Here is a 15,965-nt window from a genome sequence, read left to right on the forward strand (position 1 = left end):
AGGACTCCGCCCGCCGGCTGAGCCGGTCGTCGTGGCGGACAAGCGGGTGCTTCTTCGCGGCCGGATCGAAGGGGATGGACCCCACGATCGGTATGGCGGTCACCCGCTGGATGTCGGAGGGTCGCCGCACTCGTGTGTCCAGGCTCTCGCGCGCGACGACGGCTGCCGCGGCGAGAGCGAGGCCGATGACCAGGGCGAGCCCGACGTTGAGGGGCACGTTCGGCACGACGGGGGCGATCGGAACGCTCGCGCTCTCGACCTGGGTCAGCCGCACGGGGGACGTGGACCTATCGAGCGGCGTCTCGATACGCTGCACGGTGTTGCGCAGGCTGTCGCCGAGCGCGTCGGCGATGACCGCGGCATCGGCGGCGTCGGGGTCGCGCACCTGGATCTCGATGAGCGAGGTGTTGAGAGGGTTGTTGGCCGTGATGTTCTCGGCGAGCTGCGCGGGAGTGGTGTCGAGGTCGAGCTCGTCGATCACGGGCTGGAGCACGCTGGGGGTCGTGACCAGGCGAGTGTAGGTCGTCACGCGGCTCTGCGTGAAGCTGGATCCCTGCTGCACCTCGGCGATGGTGCCTCCGGCCTGAGACGAGACGAAGACCGTCGCCTTGGCTTCGTAGAGTGGCGTCCGCAGCGCCGAGAACACGACCGCGGCGATGAGGGATGCCGCCACGAGAGCCACGATGATCCACACGTTCTTGCGAACGACGCGCAGGAAGTCACGCAGGCCCATCGACCGAGCTCCCCCCAGAGTCGCACGCTCGCCGGCGATGGCGGGTCGTGTGCGTCCATAGTGCCACAGCGGGTGGATGTCGATGCCAGCCCGGCTGGTGTCAGGGAGCGATGCTGCAGCTCGCACCGGCATCCTGCGTCTGCGTGGCGAAGAGGGTCGGCGTGCGCACGACCTCGAGGGAGGGTGTGAGGGGAGTCTGCACGACGATGTCGAAGGTCCCGGACTCGCCGGGCTGCAGGTCGGTGACCCAGGTGATGACCTGCAGCCCGTCGTGCGTTCCCGGGCCGACGGTGCCTGGCGACGCAGCCTCGGCGACGAGGGTCGAACCCCGCGGCAGATAGATATAGGTGTAGGTGCGGATGAGGCCCGCGGGCGCGAAGTACCCGCCCCCGGTGATGTAGCCGGGCAGTGCGGTGGCGGCGTCGGGGGGTGCTTCGCTGCGCAGGGTGACGCGGAGGGCGGCGGTGGCGGTGCCCTCGTCGACGCTGCACCAGCCGGTCGCGGTCTCGAGGCGCGCGTAGTAGTCCATCTTGGAGCCGGTGCCGTCGTTGACGTAGACGCCGAATCTCGTCGACTCGTCATCGGTGACGGGCAGGGCGCCCTGCAGCGTGGTGCCCGCGAGCACGTCCTGGTCGTCCTCGCGCGCGTTCCAGACGAGCAGCCTGTCTTCGGCGCCGGCCCGCGCGAGCGCCTCGAGCAGGGCGGTGGGCTGGATGGCCGAGGTGGTGAGGGCGTCGAAGATGGCGACGGCGGCCTGCGCGAAGAACGCGTCCTGAGCCGCGGGCGCAGCGTAGCGGTAGTAGACCTCGTTGAGCAGCAGCTGCACGGCGTTCTCGCTCGTGAGGACGTCGCCGGTGGGCAGGGTGACGGGTCCTGTCGCGGCGAGCAGATAGGAGAGGGCGACGGGGTCGAGGGCGATGACGCCGTCGACCTGCTGGCCGTGTCCCTGGTACCAGATCTCGCGGGCGAGCTGCGCCGAGACGGTGAAGTCGGGCACCTGGGTGACGTTGTGCATGAACCTGCCGGGGTCGTCGCCGTAGAGGCTCTGGACGTCCGCGGGCAGGGGCAGGATCGACTGCGGCGGCTGCGGCAGGTTGCCGGCGGTGTCCTGCCCGGTGAGGGTGAGGGTGCCGTTGTCGGTGTGGACGACGACGACGGCGCCGGGGATGCCGCCGAGGGAGCGCCATTCGGCGTTGTTCTGGAACAGGATGAGGTAGTCGCGGGGTTCGTTCTGGCCGAGGACGCGGGGCAGCAGAACGGTGGCGCGGTGCAGGGCGTCGGTGCCGTCGGCGACGGTGTCGAGCAGCGTCTGGGCCTGGGTGACGGGGGCGGCGAGCGCGCCGATGAGGGTGGTCGTGTCGAGGGTGTGCAGGGATGCTGCGGCCTCAGCGGCGGCGGTGGCCGCGGTCGCGGCGGGGTCCTGCATCCGGGTGAGGGGTTCGAGGTCGATGCGGCCGTCCCGGGGGGCGAAGGCCGAGACGTCGAGGTTCGCGGCGACGTCGAGGAGGGGGGTGAGGCCGGTGCCGGTGAGGTCGTCGAGGGCGGTGGTGATGGTGGCGAGAGCGTGGAGCTGGGGGCCGATCCAGGGCAGGTGGGTGGCGGTGGTGTAGAGGGGGTCGTCGGTGGCGGCGCGGGCGGCGGCGGTGTGCTCGGTGAGGCGTGTGGCGGTGGTGGTGGCTGCGGTGGGGTCGGTGGTGAGGGTGTTCTGGATGTCGCCGGCGAGGGTCTGTGCGGTGGTGAGGTGTTCGGTGGCTGCCAGGGCGCGGGAGGCGATCCAGGCGGTGGTGGCGATGGCGGCGATGAGGAGGGTGCCGAGGGTGATCGCGGTGATGCGTCCGGCGCGGGCTCTGCGCGCGCGCGACCCGCCGCGCCTCGCGCGACGCGAGGAAGCGGCCTGCGAAGTCACCGTCTCACCCTAAGCGAGATGCTGGGCTAGGATCACGGAAACCGACTGGGGCACCGGTGCCTTCGTCATCGCGCGTCGCCCGGATCGGGCGCACCCGACCGCCCACGGAGGACCGCTTGCCCACGGACGCACCCGCACCGCGCCCGGGCGCGGCTCGGGGCCTGGGCGGGCCGTGGACCTCGCGACACGCGTGGATGCTGTTCGCGGCGTACGCCGTGGCGCTCGCGCTGATCGCGCTCTGGCCCACGCACGTGGACGCGCCGGCTGCGCCGCTGGTCGGCTGGTTCATCGATCGGATCCCCGGGCTGACCTACAACCGGCTCGAGTTCGCCGCCAACGTGGCGCTGTTCGTGCCGTTCGGCCTGCTGGCAGCCCTCGCTCTGCGGCGTTCACGGTATCTCGTGCTGCCCGCCGCGATCGTGGTGACGGTCACCATCGAGGCGTGGCAGTCGCTCGGCGACGGCCGCACGGCGAGCCTGCTCGATGTCGTGGCCAACACCACGGGGGCGGCCCTCGGCATCCTGATCGCCGCCTACATCACACGTCCGCGGCGACGCTGATCACTCGAGATCCCGCGTCGCATGCTCGATGGAGCAGTACACCGCACGCACCGACGAGCGGTACGCGTCGGCGGGGGCGACCTCGACCCCGCACTCCGCGCAGTGCTCGAGCGTCACTCCCCACAGCATCCTGCTCACCGGCGAGCCTCGGCTCGGCTCGAAGGGCGCTGCGGCCCTGCTGGTGTGACCGGCTGCGCTCCCCAGCGCGTGCCCGGCGTCGACGATGAATCCCACCATGGCGGCTTCCCCAAACCCCAGTACGTCACCCACGACCGTGTGGATGTGGGGAGCCTACTCCCGCTCGGGCACAATGGGAACCCGAGAGAGGTGGGGCGATGACCGACACGAATCCCGGGGCGCACCTGAGCGAAGAGGTCGTCGAGGGCACCTTCGCGCTCGCGCGAGAGGGTCGCACCGGCCCCCTCGGCGAGATGATCGACGCGGGGGTGCCGATCGACACGCGCAATGCGCGGGGCGACACGCTGCTGATCGTCGCGACATACGCCCAGCAGGCCGAGACCGTCGCCGAGCTGCTGCGCCGCGGCGCCGATGTCGACGTCGTCAACAGCGCCGGTCAGACGGCTGTGGCGTGCGCGGTCTTCCGTCGCGACGAGCCGGTGCTGCGGGCGCTGCTCGACGCCGGCGCCGACCCCGACCGCGGTTCGCACACGGCGGCCGAGATCGCGGTGCAGTTCGGCATGCCCGAGATGGTGGCCGCGCTGGAGGACCACTCGGCCTGAGTCCGGGGGCACGAGAGGGGCGGCGCAACGAACCTGTTACATCGGTGTCACCGGCGAGCAACACGCGTCGACGCATACTGGTGGGGCAGCGTGAGCCGCTGTGCAACCCATCCGAGACACAACACCTCGGGGGCATCTTCACCCGGTCGGGGTGCAAGCTGCGCGGCTCGTGTTCTCGTGGCTTCTCCGACGGGCTCGCCAGAGCCGCCCTCCCTGGGCGGCCCCCGCAGAAGGAGCCGACCTATGACCCTCATCTCCGACCTCGAGCGCGACGTCGATCTCGCCATGGTTCCCGCCCTCGCACGGGCGCTCTCTCCCGTCAGCGCCGAACCCGCCCACGTGCGCGGGGCGTTCGGACGCTTCCCCTCCGGCGTGGCCGCGATCTGCGCGACCGTCGACGGCGCCCCCGTCGGAATGGTGGCCTCCTCCTTCTCCGTGGGGGTGTCGTACAGCCCGGCCATGGTGATGTTCTCGGTGCAGAACTCCTCGACGACCTGGCCGGTGCTCGAGGGCGCGCAGCGCATCGGGGTCAGCATCCTGGGTGCCGATCACGCCGACGCGTGCATGCAGCTGGCCAGCCGCAGTCGCGACCGCTTCGCCGGGCTGGCCGTGACGACGACGGATGCCGGGGCGCTGTTCATCGACGGATCCACGATGTGGTTGGAGTGCGAGATCGTCTCGACGACACCGGCAGGAGACCACCGGATCATCGTGATGCAGGTGCACGGCATGAGCGTGGATCACGACACCGTGCCGCTGGTGTACCAGCAGCAGCGATTCCACCAGCTGACCGGCCTCTGAGGTCCGCGCGCACAGGGCTGTGCGCGCGTGCGGGCGAGACGGCGCCGAGAACGTAACACGGTGCGCATGATCACGTCACGTGGGCGAAACAGGACGTTCCTACGGTTGAACTAACCAATTCACTCGGGTGGAGCAGCAAGCGTCCGGGTGATCGAGACAAGGACCGCCCGACCGAAACGGAGCCCTCCGATGGCGTCTGCTGCAACACTCACCGCACCCACCGCGACCACCGGGTCGCCGGGCGTCGCGAGCGACCCGGGTCTGCGCACGGCGGTCTCCATTCGGGGCGCCGACAAGGTCTTCTCGCTCGGACGCGGCAAGCAGCTGCAGGCGCTTGCGAAGGTCGACATCGAGATCGAGGAGGGCGAGTTCGTCGCCATCATCGGTCCCTCCGGATGCGGAAAGTCGACCGTGCTCCGCCTCGCCGCCGGTCTCGACGAGGCCACGAGCGGAACCGTGGAGGTCTTCGGCGCGGATCCTCGGCAGCTCGCGAAGCAGCACCGTCTCGGCGTCGCCTTCCAGGAGCATGCCTTGCTGCCCTGGGCGTCCGTCCGATCCAACATCGCGCTGCCCTACAAGGTCGCCGGACGCAAGGTCGACGATGCTCGCGTGGACGGCCTGATCGAACTGGTCGGCCTCACCGGATTCGAGAAGGCGCGCCCCAAGCAGCTGTCGGGCGGCATGCGGCAGCGCGTGTCGATCGCACGCGCCCTCGTGCTCAGCCCTGATCTTCTGCTTCTCGACGAGCCGTTCGGCGCCCTCGATGCCGTGACCCGCCGGCGCATGAACGCCGAGCTTGCGCGTATCTGGGGCGAGGAGAAGATCACCTCGATCCTCGTCACGCACGACGTCGACGAGGCCCTCATCCTGGCCGACCGCATCTTCGTCATGACGGGCCGCCCCGGGCAGGTCCGCGAGGTCAAGAACATCGACTTCCCGCGTCCGCGCGGCGCCGAGACGACGCGCTCACCGGAGTTCCACACGCTCGTGGACGAGTTGACGTCGCTGCTCGATGCCAGCGAAGGCGCCGCGGCGTGAAGGCCGCCCCCCGCGCGTCGATGAAGGTCGTCTACGGCGTGATCGGCAGTGTGCTGCTGATTCTCGCCGCCGAACTCATCGGGCAGTTCCAGCTCGCCGGCCGGGCATGGCCGCCTCTCACGGACGTCCTCCAGTACGTCGCGACGCCCGCCGGCGCGAGCCTGGTCTGGCGCAACAGCCTCGTCACCCTCGCCGCCGCCGCGCAGGGATTCGTCCTGGGCGTCGCGGTGGCGGTCATCGGAGCGGCCCTCGCGCTCGTGGTTCCGCTGCTCAGGCCCGGGTTCGACCGATTCGCGGCCATCCTGCACGCGGTGCCCACGATCGCTCTCGCGCCGCTGCTGATCACGACGGTCGGACGGGAGGACACTCCCATGGTGATCGCGGCGCTCAGCGTCGGATTCGTCATGTTCGTCACGATGACCTCGGGCTTCGCGCAGACGAGTACCGCGCACGAGGACGTCTTCACCGTGCTCGGCTCGGGTCGGGTGCAGCGACTCGCGCGGCTCGAGCTTCCCCAGGCCGTGCCCGCCTTCTTCGACGGTCTCACCCTCGCCGCCCCCGCCGCCGTCCTCGGCGCGACGATCGGCGAGTGGTTCGGCGCTCCGATGGGACTCGGGCTCGTGCTCGTGAGCGCCATGCAGAACTATCAGATGGCCCTGCTCTGGGCGGCGGCGCTCGCCGCGACGATCATGTCGCTCGCGGCCTACCTCGTCTTCGTGCAGCTGCAGCGACTGGCCGTTCGGAGGTTCGCGTGAACCGTCTGCGCTCGTTCGGAATCGGTCTGCTGCACCTGTGGCCGATCGCCCTCATCCTGATCGCCTGGGATCTGTGGATCGTGGCCAACGATTACACCTCCACCGTCGCCCCGCGTCCGTGGTCGGTCATCTCCGATGTCACGGCGGGCTTCGGCGACTACCTCCCCTCGCTCATGTACACACTCGGTGTCTCGCTGGGTGGCCTCATCGGCGGAACGCTCATCGGGTTCGTCGCCGGCATCGCGGTGTGGTGGTCGGCGGCGCTCTCGGGAGTCGTGACCCCCACGGCCCTCGTGATCCGTTCGGTGCCGATCACCGCGATGATCCCGATCATCGCCCGCGTCGTCGGGTACGGCGACGCGGCGGTCATCACCTCGACCGCATTGATCTGCTTCTTCCCGGCCTTCGTGTTCACCCTGTCAGGGCTCGCGTCCATCCCCGATGCGGGACGAGACCTCTTCCGGGTGATGGGCGCGAACAAGCTGCAGGTCCTCGGCCGACTCGGCGTGCTGCACGCCCTGCCCAACCTCATGATCTCCGTGCGCATCACCGCGCCCAGCGCCGTGCTCGCCGCGATGCTCGCCGAATTCCTGATGGGCACCGACGGGCTGGGTGCCCTGTTCTCGCACTCACGCAGCTATATGGACATGGAACGCGCGTGGGGCACCGCTCTTGTGGCCACCGTCGCGTCGGTCCTCGTCTTCGTCGGTGCGCGCGCCCTCGAGCGTCGCGTCGACGCCCGCGTGACCTGATCCTGATCCCTTCCCGATCCGCCTCGCACCACCCACCCCCACCCCCACCCCACCCATCCAAGGAGTCCCATGCCCACCATCAGCGCACGCGGCCGCACCCGGCTGCTGACAGCATCCTCTCTCGCCCTCGTCACCTCGCTCGCGCTCGCCGGCTGCGCCGGTGGGGCGGGGGATGCCGAATCCACCGAGGTTGCCGATGACCTGACCACCGTGCGGGTCTCGCTCGGCTGGATCAAGAACGTCGAGTGGGCGGGCTTCTGGATCGCCGACGCCGAGGGCTACTACGCCGAGGAGGGGCTGGAGATCGAGTGGATCGGCGGTGGGCCCAACGCCCCGACCACCATGGCGACGGTCGCGGCCGGCGACGCCGACCTCGGAATCGTGCCCAGCACCCAGCAGTGGCTGCAGACCTTCGCCGACGGCAACGACTGGACCGCCGTCGGGGCGCTGTTCCAGGAGAGCCCCGGCGCCCTCGTCTCGCTGGCCGAGAACCCCGTCTACTCGGCGGAGGACCTCGTCGGTGAGACGGTGCTGGGTCAGGAGGGCACGCAGATCAACTACGACGCGGCCTTCGCGCTCGCGGGCCTCGAGCCCGACTACGACTTCATCCCCGTCGGCTTCGACATCGCGCCCCTGGTCGAGGGCCAGGGTGTCGCCTACACCGCCTACGCGACCAACCAGCCCATCATGCTCGAGGAGCAGTACGGCCTCGCGCCCGACGACTACGTCGTCACGCTCTACGCCGAGCTCGGCATGCCCCTGTACGGAAACATCGTCTACGGCGACTCCGCGTACGTCGAGGAGAACGGCGATGTGATGGAGGCGTTCCTGCGGGCGTCGATCCGCGGCTGGGAGGAGAACGGCGAGGACTTCGCCGTCGGCGCTCAGCTCTCGGTCGACGAGTTCGGCGCCGACCTCGGCCTCGACATCGTCCAGCAGACCCGCGAGAACGAGCTGCAGCAGCCGCTCGTGGTGGGCGAGTACGGCGACCCGCTCTTCTGGATGGATCCCGAGCTCATGCTCGAGGTGATGTATCCCGGGCTCGAGGCCGCTGGATACACCGATCTTCCCGACCCGAACGAGTACGTCGACATGAGCTACCTGGAAGCGGCGCACGCCAGCCTCCAGGAGTGATCGAGGCGGGGCCGGGCACCATCACCCGGCCCCGCCCCTGCTTCCCGAACCGAGACCGCGAGAGAGACCGACATGACTCTGACCGAGACCTTCACCACCACTGCCGCCACCCGTGACCTGCGGGCCCTGCCGAAGGGGCACCTGCACTTGCACATGGAGGCGGCCATGCGACCGGCCACCCTGGTGGCGCTGTCGGAGAAGCTCGGCATCGAGCCGGTGCCCACGAGCGGCTTCAGCGGATTCACCGCCTTCAGCTCCACGTACCGCGGGCTGCTCGCGGCCATGGACCACGACGACCACCTGGGAATCCTGATGGATCAGATCTTCGAGGATCAGGCGGCCGAGGGCGTCGCCTACCTCGAGCTGAGCGTCAGCCCGCGATTCTACGCCACCCGCTACGGCTCGCTCGATGCGGCCCTCGCCGAGATGCTCGACCTCGCGCGCTCGGCGTCGGCGGCCCACGGCATCGCGTTCGGCTTCATGCCCACGATCGACCGCACCGCGGGTCTCGACAACGCGATCGAGGTCGCGCGCACCGCCGCCCGTTTCGCGGGGGAGGGTGTCGTCTCGCTCGGCCTCGCCGCCGACGAGCGCGGTTTCCCGTGCGCCGACTTCGGCGAGCCCTTCGCGATCGCCCGCGCCGCGGGGCTGCAGGCCACTCCGCACGCCGGAGAGCTGGTCGGCCCCGAATCCGTGCGCGAAGCACTCGACGTCCTGGGCGCCGATCGCATCCTGCACGGCGTGCGATCGGTCGAGGACCCCGCCCTCGTCGCCGAACTGGCCGAGCGCGGCATCCCCCTCGATGTCTGCCCCACCTCCAACGTGCTGCTGGATGTCGTCGCCGAGATCGGCGAGCACCCGCTGACCCGGCTGCTCGATGCCGGTGTGCGCTGCTCGATCAACGCGGACGACCCGATCCTGTTCGGTCCCGACATCCTCGCCGAGTACGAGCTGTGCCGGACGAGCCTGGGGATGAGCGACGAGCAGCTCGCCGCGTGCGCCTGGACGTCGATCGAGACGACGCTGGCGGCCGAGGACGTCAAGGCCACGGCGAGGGCCGACATCGACGCATGGCTCGCCGCGGCGCGCGCCGAGGACACCGCCGCATGAGCAAGACTCTGCACTTCGGCGTCTTCGAGGTCATGGGGCCGCAGGTCGGCGGCACGTACAGCTGGGCCCACCCGCGCAGCGAGGGGCTCTCCTACCTCGACCCGGCGTACTGGATCCGCATGGCGAAGATCCTGGAGGACTCGGGGTTCGACTTCCTCTTCTTCGCGGGCGGGTACGGGTACCCGCTCATCGACGGCGACCTGCCGCGGGTCGCGGTCGAGAAGGGCATCAACTTCCCCGGTGCCGATCCCGACTACCTCATCCCGATCCTCGCGCAGCACACCGATCGGCTCGGATTCGTCGTGACGCAGTCGACCGGGCTCGATCACCCGGTCCAGCTCGCCCGGCGGTTCTCCACGCTCGATCACCTGACCCGCGGGCGGATCGGGTGGAACATCGTCACCGGTGCGTCGCAGAACGCGATCGCCGACGTCTTCGGTCACGACGGCATGGTGCCCCACGACACCCGGTACGAGATGGCGGGGGAGTACGTCGAGCTCGCGGCACGATTCTGGGAGACCGCGTGGGACGACGACGCGTTCGTCGGTGATCCCTCGGCGGGCATATTCGCCCGCCGCGAGGGCGTGCACCGCGTCGAGTTCGACGGAGACCACTACCGCTCGCGGGGATACTACGGCGCCCCGCCCTCGCCGCAGCGCACCCCGGTGCTCTTTCAGGCGGGGACGTCGCCCGCCGGCCGCGCATTCGCCGCGGCGAACGCGGAGTGCGTCTTCGTGCAGGCCACGACGCCCGCCCGCACCGCGGCGGCGGTCGCCGACATCCGCCGGCGCGCCGGTGAGGCGGGGCGCGATCCGGAGGCGCTCAAGCTCATGTCGGGCCTGACGGTGTTCGTCGGCGAGACCGCGGCCGACGCGCGCCGCTACGAGGCCGAGTTCGACGCCCTGCAGACCGATGAGATCGTCGCCTCGCTCTACGCGGGCAACACGGGGATCGACCTGCTGGCGCTGGATCCCGACAAGACGCTGCATCAGGTGGTGGATGCCGGCGGCCCCATCGGACAGATGGGCACGAGCAACATCGAGCGCTTCCTCGGCGACGACGCCCCGACCGTGCGCCAGATCCTCGATCAGCTGCGGGGGCGCGGCACCCGCGGATTCCGCATCGTCGGCGACCCCGTGCAGGTCGCCGACCAGATCGAGCAGCTGATCGCCGAGACGGACCTCGACGGCTTCCTCATCGAACCCGTCTTCGAGCCGCACGACCTGGCGGACTTCGGCGACCTCGTGATGCCGATCCTGCGCGAGCGCGGCCGGCTCCGCGAAGGCGCACCGGGCAACACCCTCCGCGCCCGGCTCACCGAGACGCCGGCCAACGACCGGCTGGGGGCGGCGCATCCCGTGCTGCGTTCCACCCTGCCCGTGCGCTGATCCCGCGCATGCCGGTCGCCCGCCGCCGCCCCTCTACAATGAGCCGGGTGGAGGGCACACCGGAGCGTCAGCGACTGATGGGTCTGGTCGTGGACCTCATTCTGCGCGACGGGGTGATCGATACGAGCCTCAGCGCGATCGCGCGGGCGATCGGCTCGAACAATCGGATGCTGCTGTACTACTTCGGGTCGAAGCAGGATCTGATCGACGAGGCCTCGCTCGTGGCCTTCGAGAGCTTCCCCCGTCTTCGGGACATGTTCGCGCGCCTGCACGCGCCGGGCGATCTCGAGGAGCGGCTGCTGACGGCGTGGGACGATCTCGCCGATCCCGACAGCAGGCCGTACGTGCGCCTGTTCTTCCAGCGTTTCGGCATCGCGATGCGCGATCCCGACGAGTGGGAGGACTTCACGGAGCGCGTCGGTCGCGAGTGGATCGAAGAGGTGGAGACGGCCCTGCTCGGTGAGGGCTTCACGCCCGCGGACGCACTCACCGCGGCCACGCAGGTCATCGCGCTGTGGCGGGGACTCCAGTTCCTCCTCCTGGCCGGTGTGTCTCCCGAGCAGGTACGCGCGTCGTATCGCGCAGCCGTCGTCGACCTCCTGCGGCGAGAGGGCGCGGCGGGATTCCCCGCGCGCTGAACCCACCGGGTGCGCCGGCTCCCGACACGCCGGCGTAACATCGGCCGCCTAGTGTGAACTGAACAGTTCATCTGGAGGGACCATGCCCCGTCGTATGTCTTTCGTGCGCACGATGCCGTTCATCAGTGAGAGCCGATCCTGGCGAGAGGATCCCGATCGCCGTCTTCCCGAGGTCGTCTCGCTCGAGCGCCACATCGAACGCGCGCGCGAGGCCGAGGCGGCCGGTCTGGATGCGCTGTTCTACGTCGATTTCATCGGTCTCGACCGCACGGCGCTCGCGCGCAACCCACAACCGCCGTTCGAGCCGCTCACGATCCTCGCGGCGATCGCCGCCCACACCACACGGATCGGCCTGGTGGGGACGGCCTCGACGCTCTTCACCTACCCCTACGGGCTCGCACGCCAGTTCGCGTCTCTCGAGCAGATCTCCCGCGGACGCGCGGGCTGGAACGCCGTCACGGGGTTCTCCGCGGCTGAGGCATTCGGGATCGCGCAGCTGCCCGCCCCCGAACAGCGCTACCGGCACGCGCAGGAGGCCGTCGACGCCGTGACGCAGCTGTGGGAGAGCTGGTCCGAGGATGCGGTGATCGCCGATGCGGGACGGGGGGTGTACGCGGATGTCGACCGGATCCGCGACGTGGCCTTCGCGGGTGATCACGTGCGGGTGCGCGGCGGGCTCGACATCCCGCGCTCGCCGCAGGGGCGGCCGGTGCTCTTCCAGGCCGGCGCATCGACGGATGGGATCGCCTTCGCGGGCCGAAACGCCGAGGCCGTCTTCGCGGCGACGCCCAACCTCGGCCTCGCGATCGAGTACTCCCAGCAGCTCGCGGGCGCGGCGCGCGCGGCCGGTCGGGAGCGCGACGACATCCGGGTGCTGCCGGGCCTTCATCTCTACGTGCGCGAGAGCGTGCAGGAGGCGTGGCGGGCCGCGCGGGCGGCGGCGGTCACACCCCACCGGATCGACAGCATCCTGGCCGATCTGGACGTCGAGCTGCCCGGCCTCGCGCTGCGCGGACTGGATCCTGATCGTCCGATTCCCGCCGATGTCTTCCCCTCGCCCGCGCAGATCGAGGGACTGGGAGCACGCCGCAGCCGGATCGCCACCTATCGCCGGCTCGCGTACGACGGGCGGCCGACCTACCGCGAGTTCCTCGAGCGCTCGGCGATCGCCGGGCCTCATGCGGCCATGATCGGCACGCCGCAGACGGTCGCCGACGAGATGGAGCAGTGGCTCGACGCGCGCGCGGCGGACGGTTTCACGCTGCTCGGGGGCGACGACATCGCCCACCTGGATCGCACCCTGCTGCCCGAGCTGCGCCGGCGGGGGCTCTTCCGCGTCGGCTACGAAGGGACCACCCTGCGGGAGCACCTTCGGCTGGCCGCCGCGATGCGCCAGCGTTCTCCGGTCGGTGACACGGGTGTAACAAAGGGTCGCTAGCCTTGAACTGTTCAGTTCAGTATGCGCGAGAGGCGACGCGATGACGGCACCGTGGAAGATCGGCATGTTCCAGTGCGCGGGACTCATGGGGGCGTGGAAGCTCCCCGAGAACACCGCCGTGGACTTCCTCGATCTCGATCACTGGCTGACGATGGCCAGGCGCTGCGAGGCGGCGGGAGTCGACTTCCTCTTCTTCGCCGACGACTACGGCTACCCGGTTGTCGGCGACGGCATCCCCGCGGTCGCCCTGCGCGGCGGAGTGCAGTTCCCCAAAGCCGATCCCACGATGATCCTGCCCGCGCTCGCCGCCGTCACCGAGAAGCTCGGTCTCGTCACGACGCTGTCCACGACGATCGAGAAGCCGCCGATGGTGGCCCGCAAGATGGCCACGCTCGACCACATGACGAACGGGCGCATCGGGTGGAACATCGTCACGGGCGCGGGGCAGAACGCATCGGCGCGCCTGTTCGGCCTGCCGATGACAGAGCACGACCTGCGGTACGAGATCGCCGCCGATCACGTCGACCTCTCGCTGAAGCTCTGGGAGGGATGCTGGGATGCCGACGGCCTCGTGATCGATCGTGAGGCGGGCGTCTTCGCCGACCCGCAGAAGGTGCGGGAGATCGTCCACGACGGACCGCACTTCTCCTCGCGCGGCATCCTCACCGTCCCGCCCGGGCCCCAGCGCACGCCGATGCTGTTTCAGGCGGGCACCTCCGGTCCGGGACGCGACCTGGCGGCGAAGTATGCCGAGGCGGTCTTCCTCGCCGCCGAAGTGCCGGCGCTGACGGAGCAGATCGCCGACATCCGCCGCCGCGCCGAAGAGTACGGGCGCGACCCGCGATCGATCAAGTGCCTGATCGCGGGGACGTTCGTCGTCGCCGAGACGGAGGGCGAGGCGCGGGCGCTGCGCGAACGCCAGACGGCGACGCGCACCCTCGAGGACGCCGCCGCGTCGTACGCGTTCTTCACCGGGCTCGATCTCTCGTCGATGGATCCCGACAAGCCGCTCGACCCCGAGGCCGCTCTCACGCAGACGGGGCGCACGAACGTCGAGCGCTTCCTCGGACCCGATGCCCCGACGGTGCGCGAGATCCTCGAGGAGTTCCAGCGCAACAGTGTCATGGGCGCGCCCTTCATCGGCGATGCGGCGCAGGTCGTCGATCAGGCGCAGCAGGTCATCGACGCCACCGACGCCGACGGATTCCTCGTGCAGCCCGATCACACGGGCACATTCGACAGCTTCATCGACCTGGTGATGCCCGTGCTCCGCGCCCGCGGCCTCGTCGACGCCGATCAGGCCGCCACGACGTTGCGCGAACGCCTGCTCGGCACGGGCACTGCGCATCTTGCACCCGAACACCCGGGCGCGGCTTACCGCCGAGACCTCGCAGACAGGAGCATCGCATGACGAAGAAGCTGGCCATCGGAATGTTCCAGAACGGCCGCGCCCGCGGCACCTGGAGAATGCCCGGACGCGCGGACGAGCCGAATTTCACCGACCTCGAATACTGGGTCGACCTCGCTCGCCGGTGCGAGGCGGCCGGGGCGGACTTCCTCTTCCTCGCCGACTCGTACGGGTACCCCACGCTCGATGGCGCGGTGATCCCGACCGCGATCGAGCGCGACGTGCAGTTCTCCACAGTGGACTCGCAGATGCTCATGTCGGCGCTGGCCGCCGCCACCTCGACCCTCGGACTCGTCACGACGGTGTCGACGATGGCCGAGAAGCCGCCGATCGTCGCGCGGCAGTACCGTTCGCTCGATCACTTCTCCAAGGGCCGGATGGGCTGGAACGTGGTCACGGGTTCCGCGCAGGCGGGCTCCGCCCTGCTGTTCGGCGAGCCGCTCATGCCGCACGATGACCGGTACGCGCTCGCCGACGACCACGTGCAGCTGTCACTGAAGCTCTGGGAGGGATGCTGGGCCGACGACGCCCTCGTGAAGGATGCCGACACCGGCATCTGGGCCGATCCCGGGAAGGTCCAGGAGGTCGTCCACGATGGCCCGTACTTCTCATCGCGGGGCGTGCTCGTGACCCCGCCCAGCCCTCAGGTGACACCGACGCTGTTCCAGGCGGGAGCCTCGAGCGCGGGGCGGGAGCTTGCCGCGACATATGCCGAGGCCGTGTTCCTCGCGGCCGAGTCCAAGGCGCTGGCCGAGCAGATCTCCGACATCCGCCGTCGCGCCGAGGAGAAGGGCCGCGGACGCGACGCGGTCAAGTGCCTTATCGCCGGCACGTTCCGCATCGCGGACACGGAGGAGGAGGCGCGCCGGGCGCACGCGGAGCAGATCGCCGGCATCTCGCTGGAGTTCGCCGCCACCACCTACGCCTACTTCACGGGCATCGACCTGCTCTCCCTCGATCTCGACAAGCCGATGCCCGCCGCCGCCGCGAACACCGATAACGGACGCACGAACGTCGAGCGGTTCCTCGGACCCGATGCCCCGACGGTGCGCGAGATCATCGAGGAGTTCCGCGCGAACGGCGTGATGGGCAAGCCGTTCCTCGGAACCGTGGAGCAGGCCGTCGATCAGGCGGTCGCGCTGATCGAGGAGACCGACGCCGACGGCTTCCTGGTGCAGCCCGACCCCGATGGTGGACACGACATCTTCTTCGACAAGGTCATGCCCGAGCTGCGTCGTCGCGGCCTGATCAAGGACGAACTGCCCGGCACCACGCTGCGCGAGCATCTCTTCGGCGAGGGCTGTGTGCGGCTGCCCGACACCCACCCGGGCGCGGCGTTCCGGCAGAGCGCGATGGCGGCCGCCGCGCGCTGACGTCGACGGGCGCCCGCGACGGCGCGGCGCCCGTGTCCGCGCATTCCCCGCACTCCCGCACGAGACCCCCTCGGGACGCTCTCTTGGGGAGACCGTGCGACCCGAGGGGGCCCGTAAACGAGAAGGGGACGCCGTGTGCCCCCGTTGGGGACCGGCGGCACCCGCTGCTGGGGACAGCGGTGACGTGGAAG

At 70.1% G+C, this 15,965-nt stretch carries 16 protein-coding genes; 14 read left to right on the plus strand and 2 right to left on the minus strand.

Features of this window, described 5'->3' with window-relative positions:
- On the minus strand, positions 1-733 hold a 733-nt coding region (locus DI573_RS03710), incomplete at its 3' end, for a Wzz/FepE/Etk N-terminal domain-containing protein (RefSeq protein ID WP_292810781.1).
- Positions 734-833: 100 nt separating this feature from the next.
- The gene (locus tag DI573_RS03715; protein WP_292810784.1) at positions 834-2,639 is read right to left on the minus strand and encodes a DUF4012 domain-containing protein; all 1,806 of its coding nucleotides are present in this window, start codon (positions 2,637-2,639) and stop codon (positions 834-836) included.
- A gap of 116 nt (positions 2,640-2,755) precedes the next feature.
- Between DI573_RS03715 and DI573_RS03720 the strand changes: the two genes are divergently transcribed.
- From DI573_RS03720 to DI573_RS03785, 14 genes are all read left to right on the plus strand, one after another.
- A complete protein-coding gene (locus tag DI573_RS03720; protein WP_292810786.1) occupies positions 2,756-3,199 on the plus strand; it encodes a VanZ family protein in 444 nt (147 codons plus the stop codon).
- A 28-nt stretch (positions 3,200-3,227) separates the two neighbouring features.
- Positions 3,228-3,386, plus strand: a complete 159-nt coding sequence (locus DI573_RS03725) for a hypothetical protein (protein WP_292810788.1) — start codon at positions 3,228-3,230, stop codon at positions 3,384-3,386.
- Between the two features lie 148 nt (positions 3,387-3,534).
- Positions 3,535-3,939, plus strand: coding sequence for an ankyrin repeat domain-containing protein (locus DI573_RS03730; protein WP_292810790.1), 405 nt, complete (start codon positions 3,535-3,537; stop codon positions 3,937-3,939).
- Between the two features lie 243 nt (positions 3,940-4,182).
- Positions 4,183-4,740 (plus strand): flavin reductase family protein, encoded by a 558-nt coding sequence (locus tag DI573_RS03735; protein ID WP_292810792.1) that lies wholly within the window; start codon positions 4,183-4,185, stop codon positions 4,738-4,740.
- Positions 4,741-4,929: 189 nt separating this feature from the next.
- Entirely contained in the window at positions 4,930-5,778 is an 849-nt protein-coding gene (locus tag DI573_RS03740) for an ABC transporter ATP-binding protein (protein ID WP_292810794.1), read from the plus strand.
- On the plus strand, positions 5,775-6,533 hold the full coding sequence (locus tag DI573_RS03745; protein WP_292810797.1) for an ABC transporter permease subunit: 759 nt from the start codon (positions 5,775-5,777) through the stop codon (positions 6,531-6,533). Before DI573_RS03740 ends, DI573_RS03745 begins: the two co-directional genes overlap by 4 nt.
- Positions 6,530-7,285: an ABC transporter permease subunit gene (locus DI573_RS03750; RefSeq protein ID WP_292810799.1), complete on the plus strand. Its 756-nt coding sequence runs from the start codon at positions 6,530-6,532 to the stop codon at positions 7,283-7,285. The genes DI573_RS03745 and DI573_RS03750 overlap by 4 nt, the downstream gene beginning before the upstream one ends.
- A gap of 69 nt (positions 7,286-7,354) precedes the next feature.
- On the plus strand, positions 7,355-8,419 hold the full coding sequence (locus DI573_RS03755; RefSeq protein WP_292810801.1) for an ABC transporter substrate-binding protein: 1,065 nt from the start codon (positions 7,355-7,357) through the stop codon (positions 8,417-8,419).
- A 72-nt stretch (positions 8,420-8,491) separates the two neighbouring features.
- The gene (gene add, locus DI573_RS03760) at positions 8,492-9,529 is read left to right on the plus strand and encodes an adenosine deaminase (protein ID WP_292810803.1); all 1,038 of its coding nucleotides are present in this window, start codon (positions 8,492-8,494) and stop codon (positions 9,527-9,529) included.
- A complete protein-coding gene (locus DI573_RS03765; RefSeq protein WP_292810804.1) occupies positions 9,526-10,917 on the plus strand; it encodes an NtaA/DmoA family FMN-dependent monooxygenase in 1,392 nt (463 codons plus the stop codon). The genes add and DI573_RS03765 overlap by 4 nt, the downstream gene beginning before the upstream one ends.
- A gap of 47 nt (positions 10,918-10,964) precedes the next feature.
- Complete coding sequence (locus tag DI573_RS03770; protein ID WP_292810806.1) at positions 10,965-11,555, plus strand: TetR/AcrR family transcriptional regulator; 591 nt, start codon at positions 10,965-10,967, stop codon at positions 11,553-11,555.
- Between the two features lie 94 nt (positions 11,556-11,649).
- Entirely contained in the window at positions 11,650-12,993 is a 1,344-nt protein-coding gene (locus DI573_RS03775; protein ID WP_292810808.1) for an NtaA/DmoA family FMN-dependent monooxygenase, read from the plus strand.
- Positions 12,994-13,033: 40 nt separating this feature from the next.
- On the plus strand, positions 13,034-14,404 hold the full coding sequence (locus DI573_RS03780) for an NtaA/DmoA family FMN-dependent monooxygenase (protein WP_292810810.1): 1,371 nt from the start codon (positions 13,034-13,036) through the stop codon (positions 14,402-14,404).
- On the plus strand, positions 14,401-15,774 hold the full coding sequence (locus tag DI573_RS03785) for an NtaA/DmoA family FMN-dependent monooxygenase (protein ID WP_292810812.1): 1,374 nt from the start codon (positions 14,401-14,403) through the stop codon (positions 15,772-15,774). Before DI573_RS03780 ends, DI573_RS03785 begins: the two co-directional genes overlap by 4 nt.
- Positions 15,775-15,965 lie beyond the last annotated feature (191 nt).

Origin of the sequence: Microbacterium sp. (assembly GCF_003248605.1) — a bacterium.
GTDB lineage: Bacteria > Actinomycetota > Actinomycetes > Actinomycetales > Microbacteriaceae > Microbacterium.